The following is a 22,818-nucleotide window of genomic DNA, read 5'->3' on the forward strand; positions in this document are numbered from 1 at the left end:
CTTTAATATCAAAAATAGTAAACCTTTAATAGTAATAATATAAGTAAGGCTAAAGGAGTGACTTTATAAAAAACATGAATAATAATATAGAAATAGATAGAAATGCGGTTAAGCCAGGAAGTAGTTTAACATTGGATACTTTAGTATCTCCAATTTCACCTAAAATAGGAGATACAATAACATATATAATCCAAATAACTATTCCAAAAGGGGTGTTAGCAGGTAACATTCAATTAAAAGATACATTTCCAGAAACAAAACAACAATTTATAGCAGGAAGTATTTTGGTAAATGGACAACCAATGGGTGTTGAACCTATACCAGCTAGAGGAGTATTAACATTTCCAGTAGTAAGTACTATTGACGCTACTACTAAAGAAGTAACAGAAATATATTCATTTGATGTTAGAATAGTAAATGCAATAGAGTCAGGGGATTTTATAGACAAACAAATAAATACTGCAGAAGTAACATGGGATAATAATACAACAGGAGCTACAAATATAGTTGTAAGTTCGGAAAATAATGTGAATGTAACAATGCCATTTATACAAATAAGAAAGTTTCAAAATAATGTAACTAAGGCTACAGGTAATACAATTGAAGATATTAATTTTATTTCAACGGATACATTAACCTATAAAATTAGTGTAACTAATACAGGGTTGAACGTTGCGTATAATGTTACAGTTGCAGATATTATTTCTAATTACCTAAGTATAGATACTGTTAGTTTAAATGCTACTAAAGGTACAGGAAGTTTTGTAGGAAATACGCTTACATGGAATATTACTACTTTGGAAGTAGGGGAATCAGTAATAATAGGGTTTAATGTAACAGGTGGAAACAGTATACCTGCAGTAAATAATGTACAAAATACAGCGAATGTAACTTATAGTACTAATAATAATGGGTTTGGTAAAAATCTAACTCCTAGAACTAGTAACTTAGTAACATTGAATATTAATAATTTAAATCTAAGTATAACATCTTCGAAGACTAATGACTTACTAGAGGATACGATTCAATATACAGTTATATTTAGTGTTTATAAAGGTACGGTTTTAGATGATGCTCAATTAAAAAGCATTATACCGAATTCACAAGAGTATATATCTGGAAGTGCCACAAAACAAATCAATAATAATTTACCCGAAGTTGTAGTTCCTAGCATAAATTCAACAGCTACAGAACAACAATTAATTTTTCCTAAACCAATTATAGGATCTAATAATAATATAGATGCATCAAAACAGAATATAACTATAAAATATATTTTTAGTTCAAAGGTTATAAATGTAATACAGGTATATCCATATGTAGAAGATCAGACTATAAAATCTAGTGTTAATTGGAGTGAAGGAAGTAGTATCAATAATGAAATTAATGCTAATGTACTTATTAAATTGAAAAGTTCAGATATTAGCATAACTCAGGAACAAATGAATTTTACAAGTATTAAAAAATATACAACTGGAGATATTTCAGCAACCATAGGGGATATAATTTATTATAAAATTACCATAAAATCAAAGGGCGCGGTGGGAGGATATAATCTACAATTACAAGATATTCTTAATAATAATTTAAATTTTCTTGATACTATAAAGCAACCTACTTTGGGAACTATAGTTAAACCAACAGGGGTTCCTGGTGGAACATTACAGTGGAATATTGATTTTTTAAATTCAGAAACAACCGCTGTATATGAATTTTCAGTTCAGGTAAATAGTAGTGCTCCCTTAGCAGATAACTTTAGTAATAATGTAGTAGGACAATATTCCACTGATTCAGTAAGTACAAAAGTATTTAATTTATCTAGTAATACGCTAAAAATATATACCACAGGAATATATCTTTTAGCTAAAACCCTACCTTCTATAGCAATTGGAGATAGCGTGCTCTATTCAATGAAAGTTATTATTCCAAAAGGTAAAACAATTTATGATTTAACTTTAGATATACAATTAGATTTAGGTCAAACATATACTGTGGGTAGTTGGTATTCAAGTTTAGGAAATGCAGGAACGCCAAGTATGAGTTTAGGAAATACAGATATACAATATATTGAATCTAGAAATCCAATAAGTGCATCAGCATCATCGGATCTTATAATTACTTATACATTTCAAACTAATACCGTATATGTAAGTGACCTTACAGAGTCTTCAAAAAATCAAATTACTACAATAAATGCCAACTGGAGGAATTCATCAGGTGGAGCAATAATGGGTCCCGTAAGTTTCATAAATAATATCAAAATAAATAGACCTAATTTAACTTGTATCCAGGAACAAAGAAATATAACCAAGGGGCAATCAACCTTTACATCTGATTTAATAAATAATGCTAGTATAGGAGATGAATTAGAATTATCTTTTAGTATAACTAATAATGGTACAGGAAATGCTTATAAAGTAGTTACAGGGGATAATTTACCAAGTTGGCTTACGTATGTAGGAAGTTCAACTCCAGGGGTTGGTATATCGGGGTCAAGAGTTGGATGGGATCCAGGAACGATTAATGTAGGTGATACAGCCAATGCTAAAATAACAGTTAGAATAAATGCTCTTCCCTCATATCCAGATCCCAATTATTTTTATGGAAATCTTGTTGGGGCATCAGGAAGTTCTATAACTTTAGGACCTATAGAATCAAATAGAATTGGATATAATTATGTTGCACCTGAATTTTTACTGTCTTTAGTAGATGAGAATGGAAATAAAATACTACCAGCATATATAGAGGGAGATATTATTAATTATGAATTTAAAATAATAGTTAGCAAGGGAACAACTGCATACAATCTTTATATAGCGCGTGTAACGCTACCAACAGGACAGACTTATGTATCTAATTCTCTTACTAGTACAGGTGGAGTTACAATATCACCATCTCCTTCCACACTAACTTTTCCAAATGAAGGAACAGTTTATAGTTCTACACAAGATAGAATTATAACATATAACTTTAAAGTTAATGTAAATTCATTAGCAAGTACTGGACAAGAAAGACAAGAGGTAGAAACACAATTATATTGGAATAAGGCTCCGGGTGATCCCATAACTGTACAATATGGATTTATGTATGAGTATCTAACTCCAGTAAAGTTAGGATTAGTAAAAACACATAGTTTGAACGGAACTAATTTTGTAAGTTCTAGTATAACTATTAAAAGAAAGGAATTAGTTTATTATAAGTTAGAAATACAAAACCCATCTGCTTATCCTGCGTATAATGTTGAGGTAGTAGACCAGTTACCTCCTAATATGATTATGCAATCTTTGGAAAATATAGGTTTGTCTCAAGGTGTACTAATTAGAAATGGTAATATAATAGGTTCAACAAAACTTGAATTTATTATACAAACTTTATCAGCAAGTTCAAGTATTACAATAATATATACAGCAATTTTAGATGGAATAGTTGTAGCAGGAAGTACAATAAGTAGTATGGTAACTGCAACTTATAGTACACTATTGGATAGATATAATTTAGTTGTATATGGTCCAGTAAATTCTATGGAACTAAGTAGTACAATCTCACAGTATGGTATTGAACTTACTAAGGAAACTACAAATACAGAAACTTATTGGGATGCAAATGTTCCATATAATGTAACTGTGAAAGTTCCACAAGGAATACAACTTTATGACTTGCAGGTTTCAGATAAATATCCTAATGGATTGTTTTTTGTAGGTCCAGCTTATTTAAATGGTACACAGATATCAGTTACTGCTTCTAGTGGTAAGGTGTTTTTCCCCTTAATTAATGAAAATGCTGCAAATAATGAGACTATATTAGAATATACGTATACTTCTAATGTTAGTGCAGATGAGAATGTAGATCCTTTTGAAAAGTCATTAGAAAATATTGCAGAATTATCTTGGGGATTAAGTAATGGATCTAGTACAAAGTTTACTATGAATTCTAGTAGTATTGTTATAGTTCAAAATCCTAACATTAATATACAAAAATTTCAGAGGAATAAAACTGATAATGGAATATTTGATATTAAACAAATTAGTGTAAAATCAGGGGATATATTAGAGTTTAAACTAGTTGTTATCAATTCAGGTCCAGGAAAGGGATATACTATTGAATGTGCTGATATATTAAATAATTCCATTAAGTATTTAAGATATATATCAACTAGTATAGGTACCTTGTCTTATTCTTCAAGTAATCATACAGTAAATTGGACCATAGATATTTTACCATCTAATACAATGGCAACAGCTATTTTCGAGGTAGAAGTTATAGGAGGGATTTCAGCATTTGGAGTTTCAACAAATAATCTTAGTGCAACATATTATGGCAAGAATAATCCATCAATTTCAACTCAAGCTATTGAACAGAGATATCCACCTATAAGTATTCAGTTAACCTCAAATAAATCTACTTTTCTTGTAAATGATATAGTAACGTATAATGTAGTAATTACTGTTCCTAATCAAATGATATTTTATAATTTGAAAGTGCAAAATATATTACCTATAGGACAAGAATTTGTTAGTAGCACATTAAATGATATTTCTATAAGTCCAGATGTTAATAATCAGCTGATAACATTTCCAGTTATACCAATTAGTAGACTAAATAGTCATAGGGACAATATAAAAGAAATAAAAGAAGGAGAAGAGATATCTAAAAAAGAGTTAAATCTAAAAAATAGAAATAATGGGGTTGTAAGTGTTGCAACTATATCTAAGGCTAAAGCAAGAACTTTTAGTTATCAAATAAAGGCTATAGTAAAAAGTGCTGATATGTCTAAGGGAATTCCCGATATACAAATGGATTCGGCTAATGTTAACTGGAGTTTAGATGCAACTAATACACAATTGGTAAACCCTATATCTGATACTGTAGAAGTACTGGCTACTAACAATCTAGTTTTTATAGAAAAACTTCAAAAGATAAAAACTGCTGGAAACTTTACTACTAATGATATAGAGGTTACTAGCGGAGAAGAAATACAATATAATATAGTTATTACCAATACAGGTAAGATAAAAGCATATAATGTTAAGATAGAAGATATATTAAATGATAAATTACAATATGTAGGGGTTGATTCGAGTACCCAAGGTACAGTAAATGTACAGAGTGTGACAGGTAAAAATACATTAGTTTGGGAAGGAATTGTGGAGTTGGATCCAGGACAAAAAGCTGAACTGGTTTATACAGTAAATACAACTTCTACAGCTAATGCTACTATATCAAATCAAGCTATTTCTAAATTTGCAATTACTTCTGGAGGAGATGAATTGGGTAGAACACCATCTAATGAGGTTTTCACAAATATATTAGTCGGAAATCCGAATTTAGTACAAGTACAGAAATTGCAAAGAATAAATGGAATCGGTAATTTTAGTACAAATGAAATAGAAATTAGTAGTGAAGAAGAAATAGAATATAAGTTAGTAGTTACCAATGGAGCAATGAAAACTTACAAAATAGAAATACAGGATATATTAAATGATAAATTTCAATATATAAGTAATACAACACCAACAGTAGGAGCGGCAGGAATACAGAATATTGGTGGGAAGAATGTTTTAATATGGAATGGAATAACAGAGTTAAATCCAGATCAAAGTATAGAGTTAGTTTTTGTAGTAAAAGGGGTATCATCGGTTGCAGATAGAATATCAAATCAAACTACATCCAGTTTTGCTGTAACTGCTACGGGAGCAAATATAAGTGGAACACCATCCAATGAAGTTTTCACAAATATATTAGTAGGAAATCAAACCTTAATTAGATTAATTAAGTTTCAAAGGATAAATAATGTAGGGAAATTTTTAACTACTGATATAGATGTTAGTAATGGTGAGGAGATAGAGTATAAATTAAGTATTCTTAACATGGGAACAATAGATGTATATAAAATAAAAATTGAAGATATATTAGAGAAAGATTTAATATTTAAGAATATTAAAGTAATTAGTCAAGGTCAAGCTGAATTGCAACAAGATAATAATAAGCTAGTATGGGATCTTAAGGATAAGTTAGGTCCAAATAAAACAGCTCAATTAGTATATATAGTGAAGACTAATTCAAGTATTACAGGGACTATAACTAATGGTGCTACACAGAGTTTTGCAGTAACAGCTACTGGTAGTATTTTAAATGGATTGCCTTCTAATCAGGTATTGGTAAATATATTAGTTCCTAGTAAAAACTCAATTAAAGTACAGAAGATTCAGAGAAGAAACGGAGATTTACAATTTACAAATAAACCTATAGAAATTAATAGTGGAAAATTAATAGAGTACAAAATAAGAATTGAAAATATATTAAATATTAAGTTGTATAAAGTAAGTATAGAGGATGTTTTAGATAATAGGTTAGAATATGTAGAATTAATTTCTGTTACTAAGGGGATATGTGCATTACAAAACAATAATACAGTAGTATGGAATGAAATTAATGAATTATTACCTGGAGAAACACATGAGGCTATATTTTTAGTTAGAAATACATCATTAAATACAGGACAAATCTTTAATGCAGCTCTTCCAAGTTTTTATTTAACATTGACGGGAGAAAGAGTATTTGGAGAATTGTCTAATAAAGTTTTTATAAAATTATTAGGAGAAAGATATACTTTTGTACCTAATGAAAATAATTATATTTCTTATAATCAAGCTATAAGTTATACTATCCTGGGAGCTGAGAGTAAATTTGCATATGTTTTAGAAAATAATTATGATGTGCCAACGTCCTATAATTTAACAATAGGAGTTCTTCCTATTAGATATAAATTAGTGATAAATAATAGGTTTGTTGAAGATGTCATGGAAAATACAATTTATAATGGAACACCTACAATGTTAAACAATGTATATCCTAAAAGTAAAAATTTCATAGAAATAATCTACAATATACCTAAAGAATATAATTTTGTTGGCAATGAGGTTAATTTTGATTTGACTATAAATTTAGCTGAGAGAAATGATCCAACAACCATAAAAAATAAAATAATAATAGGACAAGTTGATTTGCTTACTTCGTATAATATTGAATCATATCCAGAGGATAATCGTTTATTTGCAATTAAATATAGTATAGAAATTTATATAAGTAAGGGGATAAAAGTATATAATTTGGAAATAAAATCTTTTTATCCACCATCATGTATTTTTAAAGAAGTTACGTTGACAAAAGAATTAAAAAAGGGTGGTTTTAATGGTGAAGTAATATATCCCAATATATCTATTATAGATGCAACAGAAAAAGAGGTTATTCTAAATTATAGTTATACAGTATTGCAATATAAGGCAACACCATTAAGTATAGCAGAGTTGAAAAATAGTTATTCTATGATAAGCTTTAGAATGGCTAAAAATATAGAACAGAAATATATTATAAAGAGCAATGCATATAAAAGAAGTGATGGTACAAAAATAGAATGTTTATATATAGATAAGGTATTTGGAAGATGTAAAAAATATTATGATTATAATGATATAAAAATTCCCAATGTTGAAGGATATGTTTTTGAAAAAGTAGTATTTAATGATCCTCAGATTATTGAAAAGAGTTTAAGCATAATTCCTAATAAAATTGATACTAAATTTAGCCAAATTCAATATACGTTTATTATTCCATATAAGATTATTTATGTACAATACAATTGTTCTAAGACAAGTATAAAAGAAATATCAGGAGAGTTATCGCAAAAAGATTTAAAAGTTATATTGTATACTCCTGAAAGTTCTAAAGAACCATTTAATATTATTTCTAAAAGTATAGTAGACAATATAATAATTAATAATGAAAAGACAAGTTATAATGTTTGTATAGGTATTATTACTTCGGCAATAGCAAAACGAAAGATTTTATTAGATACTCTACAATAATTATAAAAGTTGGTATAGAGGACAATTTATCGAATAAAAAGTGTAAGAAAATCATGTGATTTTCTTACATTTTTTTATGAGAATATAAGTATTAATTAGTCAACTTAACTTAGTTTAAATAATAATAATAATATAAGGTATAATTTTTTAGGAGTGAGATTATGGATTTAGGTAATAAGAATAATAAGTTTAATATAGATCTAGCTAATAAGGTTATTACACAAGAAGATTTAAACTTTATGATTATAGCCTCTCCTATATCTACTAAAATAGGAGATCTTATAACATATGTATTACAAATAACTGTAGCTAAAGGAATTATAGCAAAAAATATTAGGTTAGAAGATACTTTTTTAAATAATAAACAAACATTTATTGAAAATAGCATTTTATATAATGGATTAACTATAAAAAATCAACCAACACCTGTAAATGGGGTATTAACATTACCGGTTATAGATACTGTTGATGCTACAAGCGAAGTTGTAATGGTAACTTATTCTTTTCAAGTTAGGATTATCGATGCTACTTTAAATGATAAATATGTAGATGTTCAAAAAAATACATGTAAGCTTATTTGGGATAATGAAAGTTCCGCAACATCAGGAATACAAATTAATAAGGAAACAAATATATATGTAAATACGCCTAATATATCCTTAATGTTACTACAAAAGAATTTAACACAAAACATAGATTATACCAGTCAAGAAGTAAATTTTATAGGTAATGACGTTATAGGTTATAGACTTAGTATAACTAATAGGGGAAATTGTCCAGTTTATCAAGTACTTATAAATGATACAATTTCTGATAGTTTTGTTGTTAATAGTAATAGTTTAATGGGTACAAAAGGTGAAGGAAGTTTTGAAGGAAATAATTTAATATGGAATATTCCTAATATGGAGACGGGAGAAATAATCTCTATAGATTTTACTGTACAAGGAGGAAAATCGGTACCTGCACTTGGACAAATACAAAATCAAGTGAATATGAGTTTTAATTCTAATAATAATACATTTGGAAAAGAATTTACTTCCTTAAATAGTAATCAAGCTGTTATTAATATACAAAATTTGAAATTTAACGTTACATGTTCTAATACTAATTGTCGAATAGGAGAAAAAATAAAATATTCTATAACATTGCAAGTTTACAAAGGAACTAAAATAAATGAAGTATCAATATATGATATACTGCCTAATTCACAAGAATATGCAGGAGAAGCAACAAAACAGATAGAGTCCAATGCTCCAGAGAATGTAACACCAGAGGTAACATCTACAGGATTGGGGCAAAAGATAAAGTTCCCTAGTCCCATAATTAATCCAGATAATAGCATTGATGCATCGAATAATATGACAAGTGTGGTATATACTTTTTCAGCTAAAATTATAAAGGGTATAACGGTTACCCCATATTTACAGGTTCAAAATAATCAAGCGTTTATTGAATGGATTTCTTCAATTTCAGGGTCTAATGAACAACAAACAACTAATATAGATATAAATGTATTTTCTCCTAAGGTGGAGATCTTAATAGAACAGAAAAATTTAACTGTAGGCGGGGCAGGTGCAACATATACTACTAATAATGTTGTAGCTTCTATAGGAGATACTATAGCATACAAAATTACAGTTTTTTCAATAGGTACTTGTGAAGCTAAAAATTTGGATATACAGGATGTTCTAAGTGATAAATTAAGTTTTATAAATAATTTAACAACTCCTACTGTGGGTAATGTAAATACACCAACACAACAATTCGGAGGAAGTGTTCAATGGAATATTCCAAGTATTAATGCAGGTAATACCGTAAGTTACGAGTTTTCGGTAAAGGTAAATAGCCCAACTTCCATGGGAGATTTGGTTAGTAATTCCCTTAACAGTCAATATTCTTCTACAGTAGATAATATTAATTTATATAAGTTAAATAGTAACATTTTAGTATTTAAAATAAATGCATTACAATTAGAGCAAACAACCGCTATAAATACATTTACTGTAGGGGAAGAGGTTGAATATACAATAAAAGTTACTATACCAAAGGGAAGAACCGTTTATAACTTAAAAATAGTAGAAAAATTAAATACAAACCAAAACTTTGTTGCTAGTTCATGGACATCTACATTAGGAACACCTGGTATACCTAATGTATTGAATTCAAATAACATTATAGAATATAATGAGCCAACAAGTCCTATTAGTTCTAGTTCAACTGATTTTATAGTTGAATATAAGTTTAAAGCCTTAATAATAAAAGGTAACACTTCATCACCGTATGTTCAAAATCAAAATAGTATATGTAATGTAACATGGTCGAATTCAGCAGGTGGAATAATGAACATGCCTATTATTACATCAACAAGTATAACAGTAAATTCACCAATGTTGATTTGTGGAAAGGAACAAAGAAATGTTACACAACTACAAACGAATTTTACTAGATTACCTATAAGTAATGTAAATGTAGGAGATGAAATAGAATATCACTTTTATATAACTAATATAGGTAAAGCAGTAGCAAATAACCTTGTTATTAAAGATAAACTACCAGACAATCTTCAATTTAAAAATGAAGGTGATAGTGGAGTTACGGTGGTAGGACAAGAGGTGACTATAAACCGTCCTTTTCTTAGTGAAACTGCACTTGTAAATTCTGGGGTAAAAGCTACGGTAAAGGGTGGATATGTTAAAGGTGATAGTGTTATAAATAATTTCAGTGTAAACTATCAAGGAGTAACTACAAATGGAGTTCAGTTGTCACCTATACAATCTAATTCAGTAGGATTTGAATACGTAAATCCTAGTTTAACAAACTATGTTGTTAATGATTGGAAAGGTGTGTTTGCGGGAGATACAATTAATTATAAAGTTGTTATAACCGTACCAAGGGGAAGTGTAGCATTTAATGTTCAAGTAAATTACTTATTAAATGGTGATCAAGAATATAAGTCCAATTCCTTAACTAGCGTTGGAGGAGTGAATATTCCATCTACGACAACATTAACTTTTCCTAATGAGGGAACAATAGATGCAACAACACAAGAAAAAACTATAACGTATAGTTTTAGTGCTAAGATTATAAACGTAGGTACTGTAACACAAAGTATTCAACAAAGTACAGCTACCTTAAGCTGGAATGTTAATAGTACTGGAACTAATGGAGATCCTCAGACTAGTATTGCTAGTGTATATGTAACTCCAGTACAATTAACAATTAACAAAACCCAAAGTTTAAATAATGTTGATTTTGCTGATACAGTATTAGAGGTAATACCAACAGATAGAATTTATTACAAGTTAGAAATAAATAATACATTTAATTATCCAATATATAATCTTGTTTTGAAAGATATAACACCTAGTAATGTAGCTATTCAATCATTGAACAGTGTACACGGAACAGATACATTTTATTTAGATAATAATAATTTATTAGGAGTATCTAATCTTAATTTATATATTCCCACAGTTAGTGCAAATGGAATAATAACTGTTGTGTATTCAGCTATGTTAAAAGGACCTAATATAGTTGGAAATACAACAAGCAGTTTAGCTAATATCGGTTATAGTTTACAGCAAGATACATTAAATCGGGTATATGGCCCTATAAATTCTAATGAAGTAGCTATTCAAATTTCACAAGATACTATACAGTTTTATAAAGATTATGAAACTTTAGAAGCGGGGATAGGGGGATATGTAGATTATTTATTAAAACTTAGAGTTGCAAAGGGAATAAAATTATATAATGCTCAAGTTATAGATAATTTGCCTAGTAAACAAAGATATTCTGGATATGCACAATTAAATGGGAATGGTATAATGCCAAGTTATTCAGGACCTAAAGTTACCTTTGAGGAAATACCAGAGTTAGATACCTCAAATGAAATAGGAATTTTTAATTATTCATTTTATTCTAGAATAATGGATGTAATAAATACAAAACCTTTTGAGGAATTTATGACTAATAAAGCAAGTTTTTCTTGGGCAACAACAGCAGGGGGAACTCTGAATACCATAGAGTCACAAGTAGAAGTTCAAGGTAGGAGAGCTGTAATAAGATCTTTTCAATTACAAAGGAATGTAACGTATAATGGAGTTTTTGATGTTGGAGAAATAATAATTAAGCCCGGAGACATAATGGAGTTTAAAATAGTTTTAGAGAATATAGGAAGCTATACGGCTTATAATATAGTGTGTAAAGAATTTTTAGATGATAGTTATAAATTTGAAAAAACTGTTTCAATTAGCCTAGGAAATACAATTTATTATCCTTTAAGCAATAGATTTGATTGGAAAATTGAAAGGTTAGAAGTAGGAGAGATAGCAACTTTAATTATACAAATAAGCATTAATGATGGAATTGTTGCTGGTAAATCTATAAGTACTCAATTCTTTACAAGATATTTTAGTTCTGATAATCAAGTAGTAGAACTTCCTAATTCACAAACCAATATCTTATGGCAAAAAAGTAGAAATATAATTATTGAAATAAAAAGTGATAAATCTCAATTTAAAGTTGATGAAATAATAACTTACAATATATTGGTAAAAGTACCTAGTGGAGATAAATTTTATAACTTACAAGTACAAGATATTATTCCAATAGGTCAAAGATTTATTAGTTGTTCTTTAGATGGAACCAATATAGTTCCGACAATAAATGGACAAGTGGTAAATTTTCCTGTAAAGGATAGCACTATAAGGTTATCCAACAGTAATGATAGAGAAAGATTAGAGAAATCAATAAAGTTATTAGTAGATGAAAGTAACTTAGAAAATTATGTAATATATAACTATGAAGTGAAAGCTAAGGTAGAAGTTATTGATAGTGAAAACGATCAAATAGATATTCAAACTAATACTGCTAATATTAGTTGGGCATTAGATTCAGGTAATAGAAATACAGTAGGACCGATTTCTACAGGAATTTCTTTAATGGCTGGTGAGAATATAATCGAACTACAAAAATTTCAGAAAATCAAAGGAAGTGGTCAGTTCACACAAAATGAAATAGAAGCTAATACTGGTCAAGAAATAGAATATAAAATTGTTGTGACTAATATTGGTCGTGTTAAGCCAAGTTCGGTACAAATAAAAGATATGTTAAGTAATAAAATGCTGTTTAATGAAGTGGTATCTGCATCTCAAGGTACGGTTAGTATAAATGACAGTACAAGTTCATCAGGAACTATTGAAAAAATACTAACTTGGAATGGAATTTTACAATTAGCACCGAATCAAAGTAGCGAATTAATATATTCAGTTAAAGTTATAGAAACTAGAAAGGAACAAGCAATAAATATGGCCACATCCACATTTAATGTAAATACGGGTGTATCTGAAATAGAAGGTGGAATATCTAATACAGTTAAAACTAATATAATAGGGGATTCATATACATTTATACCTAATAGGAATAATTATACTTCTGATACAGAAGCATTTGGTTATGGAGTCGTAGGAGCTAAGGGCAAAATTGGATATATATTTAAAAATGGATATGGAACGTCGGAAGGGTATAATCTAAAAATTGATTCAATACCATTTTCATATAAATTATTTATTAATGGAAGTTTTATTGAAGAGATTGATGCGAATAAAATATATGATGAAAATCCAATGCAACTAAATGGATTAATACCAGAAAGATCCAATAATATAGAAATAATTTATGAAATTCCTAATACCTATGTGATAGGAAATGGTAAGGTGGATTTTAACGTTAGTATTCAAGGTATAAATAAAAAAATTATTCAATGTGAACTTATATTAGGAACAGTACAATTAATTACTTCGTATAAGGTCAATGAATATCCTAAAAATCCAAATTTATTTGCTCTTCAATATTATATAGAGGTTAATATAAGTAAGGGCATAAAAATTTATGATATGGAATTAAAATCATATTATCCACCATCATGTATATTTGAGAGTGCTAGAAATAGTAGTAGGTCAATCGATGTAATACAATTAAATGGTCAAATTATTTATCCAATTATGAAAACAGTGGATGCAACCCGAGGAACGGTTCAATTAAATTATTCATATACGGTACTTCAATATAAAAAGACACAGTTAAGTATAGGAGAATTGGAGGAAAATTTGACTATCTTAAGCTTAAGAACAGCTAAAAATGTACAGGACAAGTGTATATTACAAAGCAGTATTTTTCAAAATATAAATATGGAAAAAATAGAATGTTTATATGTCGATAAAGTTTTCGGAAAATGTATTCAATACTATTTATATAAGGATATAACAATTCCAGAAGTTAAAGGATATAACTTTAAAGAAGTAGTTTTTAATAATCCTGAAATTATAGAAAATACTCTAAGTATTACTAAAAGTGAATGCGATGAGAATTTTAGTAAAGTTAAGTATAGTTTTGTAGTTCCATATACCATTATTTATGAACAATATAATTGTTCTACAGTAGAAATAAAAGAGAGGAAAGGGGAACTAGAACCAAAAAACTTAGAAATAATATTATATACTCCTAATAATAAAGGTGAGACATATAACATTTTATGTGAAACTACAGTAAAAAATATAGAAGTAAATGAAGTGAAGTCAGAATTTTGTTCTTGTATAGGAATTATAACATTTTCAATATCAAAAAATAATGTAGTGATAAATAATTTAACAAAAAATAACTTATCATATTGTTGTATAAATTGTGATAACATTAATAGTTAAGTTATTAAAATAAATTAGCAAAACATGTATATTTAAACGAATAATAATTTAAATATACATGTTTTATTTTATATAGAAATTTAAATAATACTCAAATTAAGTAATATTAAAAATATAGATAAATTACGTAACTTATCAATAGCAATTTAATATTAATATATAGAATAGTAATTTAATTAAGAATAGTGTTTGTTAACAAAAAAGATTTAGTGAACTATAGATATAGGTATTAATAATATAGAAGAGTGGAATAAGTTAAACAAAGAAAGCTATATTAAGAATTAAAAAAAGTTAGTGTTTTTCAAATTGAGGAGGAGGAATTAGATTTAAAATGAAGAAAACTAAACCTTTAGAATTACAACAGATACAAAATCAATATATTTTTGTACCTGCTAAGAATAGTTTTATATCCAATACTCAGGCTCAAGCTTATGGAGTCGTTGGATGTGATGGAAATATAGGATATGTATTAGAAAGCTTATATAAAACTCCAACTTCTTTTAATATACAAATAACACCATTGCCATTTTCTTATAAATTATATATAAATGGAATATTTGTACAGGAGGTTCAAGCTAATACAAAATACAATAATACTCCAGAGGTATTAACTAATGTAGTACAATCTGTACCAATAAATATAAATTTATTTTTTAATATTCCTAGTTGGTATACTATAACGCAAGATTCAGTTACTTTTTTAATATCAGCTAATCCAGTAGGGGTTAAAGATATAATTTCAATTAATAGTACATTAATATTAGGAAAGGTTAGTTTAACAAGTTCTTATGATATATCAGAATATTCGGTTAACCCTAAATTATTCTCTATACAATATGAAATAAATTTAAGTATATCCCAAGGAATAAAGCTGTATGATGTACAATTAGATGCATTCTATCCACCATCCTGTATTTTTGTTAATGCAGCAGAAAATAATAACTTAGTTAATGTAACTAATGAAAGTGGAGAAGTTATATATCCATTACAAAATGAAATTGACGCTACAAGTGAAAAGGTAAACATTCAATATACGTATAACTTGTTGCAATATAAGAATACGCCATTATCAATAGGCGCTTTAGAACAAAATCATGCAATTTTAAGCTTAAGAACAGTGTTAAATATTGAGAATAAAAGTATTTTTGAAACAAGTACTTTACAAAATTCAAATCAAGAAAAATTAACTTGTGCATATGTGGATAAAGTTTTTGGAAAATGTACACAGTATTTGTGTTATCCTAATATACCTATACCTGTAGTTAATGGATATAATTTTAAAAATATTAAATTTGAAACACCTGTTATTGTAGAAGATAGTTTAACTATAGAACCTAGTACTTGTCAGGATAACTTTAGTGAAATAAAGTATACTTTTCAAATACCATATACAATTATATATACTCAAACTAAGTGTACAGAAGTTAATACTACAATATTAACAGGAACGTTACCACAAAAAAGTATAAGTATAATTTTATATACACCTAAAAATGAAGGTAGTAATTATAATGTAGTATTACAAAGTGAATTAGAAAATATGAATTATAATAGTAATACTTCTGAAGCCACAGCTTGTATTGGAGTTACAACCCTTTCTATAGGGAAGGTTATGACTTTAATAAATAATTTAGGAAAATGCGATTTTGTTTATTGTTGTCCTAATTGTTCAAATTAGTGAAAGTTAAAAGGGATAACAAATAGTTATCCTTTTTCATTAATATTAAAAATGTAAGGAGTAAAATATGAGTAGTATAAATGATCAATTAAATGTGACTACTATAATATCTCCTGTTACTTGTAATATAGGTGATATTGTAACTTACATGGTTCAAATTACAGTACCAGAAGGGGTAGTTGCATACAATATACAAACCACTGTAGTTTATCCAACCAATGATCAAAAAATAATATTAGGAAGTTTTATGCGAGATAACATAAACTTAAATGTACAACCCACTATAGAAAATAATCAAATAAAATTTTCTCCTATATCCCAAATAGATGCTAGTGATGAAGAAATAAATACAGTGTATACATTTCAAGCTAAAGTTATAGATGCAAAATTACCTAAAGAAACAGTAATAAACTTTGAATATCAATATGTTGATGTGCAAGAGAGTCAAGTAGTAGTAAAATGGTCTAACAACTTAAACATTGTTGAAAATGATGTAAGTAATAGTACAGGAATATTAAATGTTTGTTTGCCGTATATAGTAATAGATTATAAACACGCAGATACTATGCAAAATGGTGAATTAACAAGAAATGCATTAAATTTTAATATAGGTGATGTTATAAAATATGAAATAATAGTTAGCAATAACGGTTTAGCATCAGCTAACAATATTATTGTTACAGACTTAGTTGAAAATGTTTTAAAAATAGATCATAAATCATTTGTAGTGACATCGGGTAAGTTTCAAGTAGCTAATTCCAATAAAATTATATGGAATTTACCATCATTACAACCTAAACAACAAGAAATTTTGAATTTTACGGTGGAAGTTTTGCCAGTAGTTAGTATGTCACAAGTAATATTAGGTTATGTTACAGGCACATATGTTAAATCTGCAGTTAAGACAGAGAAGTTTTCTAGTAACACACTTGTTAGTAATAGTGAAGGAGCTAATTTTACAGTTACATCAACTTCTAATCAGTATATACTAGGAAGTAATATAGGGTATATTCTTACAATTATAATTCCACCTAATGTTTACGTAAAAAATCTAAAAGTTTATGATTTACTTCCTCCTAATCAACAATATGTTGATAAAACCTTAACTCAACAAATTAATACCGAATCAGTTATTAATTTAACACCAAGTTTAGAAACTCAAGATAATACAAACCAACAGATAATTGTAATACCCCAAGTTACTAAATGGGGAAAGCCTGGATCAGTAAATACTACTGTATCTAATACTATAGTGTATAAATTTCAAGCTGAATTAATAAATCAAGTACAAACATATCCTTATATACAACAAGTGACTAACTTAGGATATATCTCTTGGAGTGTAGGGGAAGGAAGTAATCTCCAAACATATGGAGATGAGGAGAATTGTACGATTACTATCAATCAACCTAATTTAGTATTATTTAAAGAACAACAATTACAAACTAATATAAATAACCAATATATTCAAAGTGAAATATTAACTGATATAGGAGATGCAATTAATTACAAGTTAAGAGTGTCCAATAATGGAACTTCAACTGCTTATAATATAGTAGTTACAAGTAAATTACAACCTTGTTTTTTATTTCAATCTACTGTATCAAGTCCTACACTAGGAAATGTTTCAGTTCCGACAGTAGGTAGTAACGGAACTATTACATGGAATGTAGGTAATCTTGAACCAAGTAAGAGTGCTGAATATATATATTCTGTAACAATTAGTAAATTAGTTAAGTTAAAAGAAATCTTTTTAGATACTTCAGTTGCAAAATATAATACGTTAAGTAATGGAGGTATTCAATTAAGTGAAACATCTAATCAATTACTTTTAATAATAAAGGGAGTAGGACTTAACTATACTCCAAGTAAATCTATTGTTGTTTTTAATGATATTATAAAATATTCAATTATCATTACAATACCAAAAGGAATTACTATATATAATATGAAGATTTTATGTATGCTAAGTTATATGGAGACATATAATAATGCTTCTTGGACGACTTCCTTAAATAATCTTAAAGGAACTTCTAATCCTAAGCAATTAAGTGATAATATGTTAGAATACATCGAACCAACAATAGAATTACAAGCAACTAATGAACCCTTAGTTGTTACGTATACGTATACGACAACAGTTACAAATTTACCTGAAGCTATAAGTCCCTACTATATAATAGCCAGTAACTTATGTAACGTATATTGGGATAATGATCTTAATAGTAATGATCTTAAATTTACACTTGGTCATATAGATATACAAGTTAATCAACCTAATTTAATTTGTGAAAAGGCTCAAAGAAATAAAACACAAGGACAAACAAGTTTTACTAAGGATGTTATTACTAATGTTAACCCAGGAGATATAATAGAATATCAATTAAGTATAACTAATAATGGAAAAGCTACAGGATATGCAGTTGCTATAATAGATAATTTAAGTCTAACTTATGTAAGTTCTACAGCACCTAATCCAACTTTACAAAGTAGTACTGAATTTACTAGTTTTGGTGGAAATTTAAGTCCTAATAATTCTGTAACGTATATTTTAACTTGTCAAGTTCCTAAAGATTATGTAAAGGGAACTAGTAAGGTAAACAATTTTGATGTTAGTTACAATCCTTCTTTAGAAGAAAATCATTTTCTTATTGGAGGTCCATCTAATAATGTAGCAATAGAGAATAATATTCCTAGTATGAATTCTTATTTCTTAAATTTAGAGGTTACACCTTCTGGAAGTGTAATTTATGCTCAAGGACAGACAGAAACCATGATAGTTGGAGTAAAGATACCATATTATGTGGATGTTACAATTCCTCAAGGTACTACTTTGTATGATATACAAGTAAATTGTAATCTAAGCAGTGGACAAGTTTATGTTGATTCTACCTTTTCTGGAGATGGAACTTTAATATCAAGTACCAATAATAGTTTAACTATAAGTCTAGGAAAGGTAGTAACAGGACCAAAGAATTTTAAGTTTTCATACGATATAGAGGCTACTGAGGCGACATCCAGTAAAGAGCAAATAATACAAAATCCATTATTTCAATATAATACTTTAAATTGGAATATTCATGAAGGAGGGCCTTCTGCAAGTGGTGTAACAGCAAATTCTTATGCATATAGTACATCGCTAAAGCCTCAGATAGTTTTAAAACATGGTTTTAATTCAAGTAGTGTAAGTGAGAATATGTTAGAGTTAAGTAATGTAGGGCAAGAAATATTTTATGAACTAAGTGTTATTAATAATACAGCTTATCCAATGTATGATATATCAATATATGATAATTTTCAGGATTCTATATTAGTTCAAGGCATTGAAAGTGTTGTTCCTAGTGGAGCATTTATATTAACACAACCATTAGGTAGTTTTCAGTTTTATGGTAATATACCAGTGATTAATAAAAATAGCACAGTAACAATTACTTTTATTACTAAATTAGTTGGACCTGTTGTGCCTGGAACAAGTCTTACAAATGAAATATCTACTTATTATGGTACTGAACAACAAACAAATGGAATTTTATATGGATTAATTAAATCAAATAAGGTTGAATGTTATATTCCTACAAGTCTTATTAAATTAAACTTAATTCCAGTGCCGGAGTTAGTTGAAGTAGGAGGTCAATTGAAATATAACTTACAAGTGTTTATTCCACAAGGTATGAAAATGTATAATTGTTCTTTACTTGATTCCCTGCCTTTAGGTCAAATGTATTTACAAGATATAAGTCCAAAGTCTTTTAGTAGTACATCAACTACAGGAGAAGTAGTTCTTATTACTAAAAGTTTAATTAATACTGAAAATGGTGGACAAATTTTAGATTATACGTACGGAGTTCAAATTAATGAAGTATTAGATATAGGTTCTCAATCACTTGAACCAGTTGAGGAAACAAATGAGGTTATACTTCAATGGGCACAGAGTCCTAATTCACCATCAATTATAGATGTAAATACCACTTGTACAGTTATGGTTAGTAAGCCAGCTTTAAAATTGACATGTGAACAACAGATTGTAGGAACAGATAAAGTATTTTATGAAAGCAAAGCAGGAGTAAATGTAGGGGATAATTTAAATTTTAGGTTAAATCTTATAAATTTTGGATCTGGGACAGCATATGATGTAGTAGTAACTTGTAATTTGAGCCAATTTATTAAGTATGTTGATGAGATTTCAGTAAAAAATGGAACTATAACTTTGGATAGTTCTTCAAATCAGGTTTTATGGAGCATACCACAGGTAAGTTCTACACAAAGTATAACAGCTATATTTACAGTACAAGTGAGAAATGGGGCGGCAGCTGGAGTTATATTAGAAAATACTTTTAATGAAACAGACAGAACATCTAATTTAAATTCTGCATTAACAGATTCCAATAATGGAAATTCCCTTAAAGAGCAATTACCTAATATTCAAGTTATCAAATCTGGTAATTTAACAAATGCAGTTATAGGAAGTAAGATAAATTATAATTTATTAGTTAAAATACCTATAGGTGTGGTGTGCTATAACTTGAAGGTAAGAGACGTATTACCAGTCGGTCAGGAGTATGATGAAGCAGAGTTACCAACATTAAATGGAAGATCCACAAATGTTATAGTAAACGGACAAGAAGTTACTTTTAATTCAATTTCAAATAGTATACCTAGTGAAAGTGTTGAAACTTATAGCTATAGTTTTACAGCTAGAGTTAACGGAGTAGGAGATATACCTAATGGTAATATTCAAAATAATTTAGCTTATATTCAGTGGGACTTAGATAATAAAGCATCAAATGCAGCAGTTCCACAAGAGAATAACTTAAATATAAACGTATATAATAATATGATAAATATAACTAAACAACAAAGAATTGTAGGGAATAAAGATATATTTACAGAAAGTGTGCTTTATGCTTCAGTAGGAGATGATATACAGTATCAGTTAGTTGTTACAAATAATAGTAAGGATAACACTGGTAATATAGTAATTACTGACACAATAGATAGTAGGTTAAAGTTTATTAGCATAGTTAGTATAACTGAAGGAAGTTTAGATCAAACATTATTAAAGGAAGGAATAATAAAATGGAATTATAACTCCACTTTAGTACCTCAGCAAAGTATTAAACTTATTTATGAAGTAGAAATCCAAAGTTTTAATGGAAGTGCGATAATAAATGAGGCTATAGAAAGTTTTCAAAGTAATAGACTAGCAAGTGCTGTTAATAATGTTTATTCAAATAAAGTTAAATTAAGAGATTTAAAAACACAATTTAACTTTGAACCAAGCAGAGTTAATTATATAGATTTTAATCAAGCACAATCTTATGGGGTGTTGGGATGTAGAGGAAAAATAACATATGTTTATACAAATACATCTGTTATAGCACAAAATGTAAGTTTGCAAATTTCAGAATTGCCTTTTAATTATTCGATTTTAATAAACGGAGTTTTTGTAAAAGAGGTGTACAATAATACTTCTTTTAATAGTAGTTTAAATGAATTAAATAATATATTACCAGGGGGTAGGGTATATATATCTTTAATTTATAATGTCCCTAAAGTTTATAAAATAACACAAAATCCTATTACATTTACAGTTAGTATTACTACATCAACAATTTCTTATTATGTAAGTACAATTAATAATTATATTTATTTAGGTAGTATTTCTATGAATTCCACTTATACTTCAAGTAATTATAAGTTAAACCCTAATATGTATAGTGTAAATTACAATGTTCAAATAAATATTAGCAAAGGTATTAAAATATATGATCTTCAATTAGAAACAAATTATTCATCTTCATATATATTTGATAGTGCTACTCAAAATGGAAGTTCAGTAAATATTACTGTAGCAGAGGGTAAATTAATATATCCTGTTATAACAGAGGTTAATGCCCTAAAGGATTCTTTACAAATAAATTATGGATATACTTTACTTCAATACAAGAATACTCCTATAGGGGTTGGGGAATTGGAACAATCTTTAGCATTATTAAGCATAAGAACTTCACCAAATATTGATATGAAATGTACTTTACAACAATATATTGGTGATCAAAATACAGGAGAACAAATAAGTTGTATATATATAGATAATGTTGAAGGAGAGTGTGTACAATACTTTAAATATACAGATATATCAATTCCTAATGTAGAAGGGTTTGAAGTAAAGAATATTTTATTTAGTAATCCAATTATTAAAGATAAGACTATAATATCTAGTAATTGTGATAATAATTTTATTGAGGTTAGCTATAAATTTACTATTCCGTATACAATTGAGTATGAAAATCAAGGATGTAATAGTATAGAAGCAACTATTAGAGAAGGAATACTGGCGAGTCAAGATGTTAAAGTTATGGTGTTTACGCCTGAGTATATAAACGAAAGTATTCAAATTGTTTCAGAAACTATAATAAAAAAATTATGTATTAACAATAATAATTCTTTTACAGCTTGTTTAGGAATTGTTACTTATTCTGTTGGAAAAAAATCTATGTTAGTTAAAGAAACTAAAGGAGCAAAAATACTACATTGCTGTAGTATTTGTAATAAGTAAGCAGTTAAGGAG

The 22,818-nt window shown here is 28.0% G+C and carries 4 protein-coding genes; all 4 read left to right on the forward strand.

Annotation, left to right across the window (positions count from 1 at the left end; translation table 11 throughout):
- The first annotated feature begins 74 nt into the window (after positions 1-74).
- Positions 75-7,865 carry a hypothetical protein gene (locus QOZ93_RS05995; protein WP_307355501.1) on the forward strand — a complete coding sequence of 2,597 codons (7,791 nt, stop codon included), beginning with the start codon at positions 75-77 and terminating at the stop codon, positions 7,863-7,865.
- 161 nt (positions 7,866-8,026) lie between these two features.
- Positions 8,027-14,569, forward strand: coding sequence for a hypothetical protein (locus QOZ93_RS06000; protein WP_307355502.1), 6,543 nt, complete (start codon positions 8,027-8,029; stop codon positions 14,567-14,569).
- 331 nt (positions 14,570-14,900) lie between these two features.
- Positions 14,901-16,247, forward strand: a complete 1,347-nt coding sequence (locus QOZ93_RS06005; protein ID WP_307355503.1) for a hypothetical protein — start codon at positions 14,901-14,903, stop codon at positions 16,245-16,247.
- A 67-nt stretch (positions 16,248-16,314) separates the two neighbouring features.
- Entirely contained in the window at positions 16,315-22,806 is a 6,492-nt protein-coding gene (locus tag QOZ93_RS06010; protein WP_307355504.1) for a hypothetical protein, read from the forward strand.
- The last annotated feature ends 12 nt before the right edge of the window (positions 22,807-22,818 follow it).

Origin of the sequence: Hathewaya limosa, assembly GCF_030815255.1 — a bacterium.
Taxonomy (GTDB): Bacteria; Bacillota; Clostridia; order Clostridiales; family Clostridiaceae; genus Hathewaya; species Hathewaya limosa.

Excerpts from the sequence above, each read along its gene's own strand:
- QOZ93_RS06010 (WP_307355504.1), top strand. The coding sequence starts at position 16,315 with ATGAGTAGTATAAATGATCAATTAAATGTGACTACTATAATATCTCCT.
- QOZ93_RS06005 (WP_307355503.1), top strand. The coding sequence starts at position 14,901 with ATGAAGAAAACTAAACCTTTAGAATTACAACAGATACAAAATCAATAT.
- QOZ93_RS06000 (WP_307355502.1), top strand. The coding sequence starts at position 8,027 with ATGGATTTAGGTAATAAGAATAATAAGTTTAATATAGATCTAGCTAAT.
- QOZ93_RS05995 (WP_307355501.1), top strand. The coding sequence starts at position 75 with ATGAATAATAATATAGAAATAGATAGAAATGCGGTTAAGCCAGGAAGT.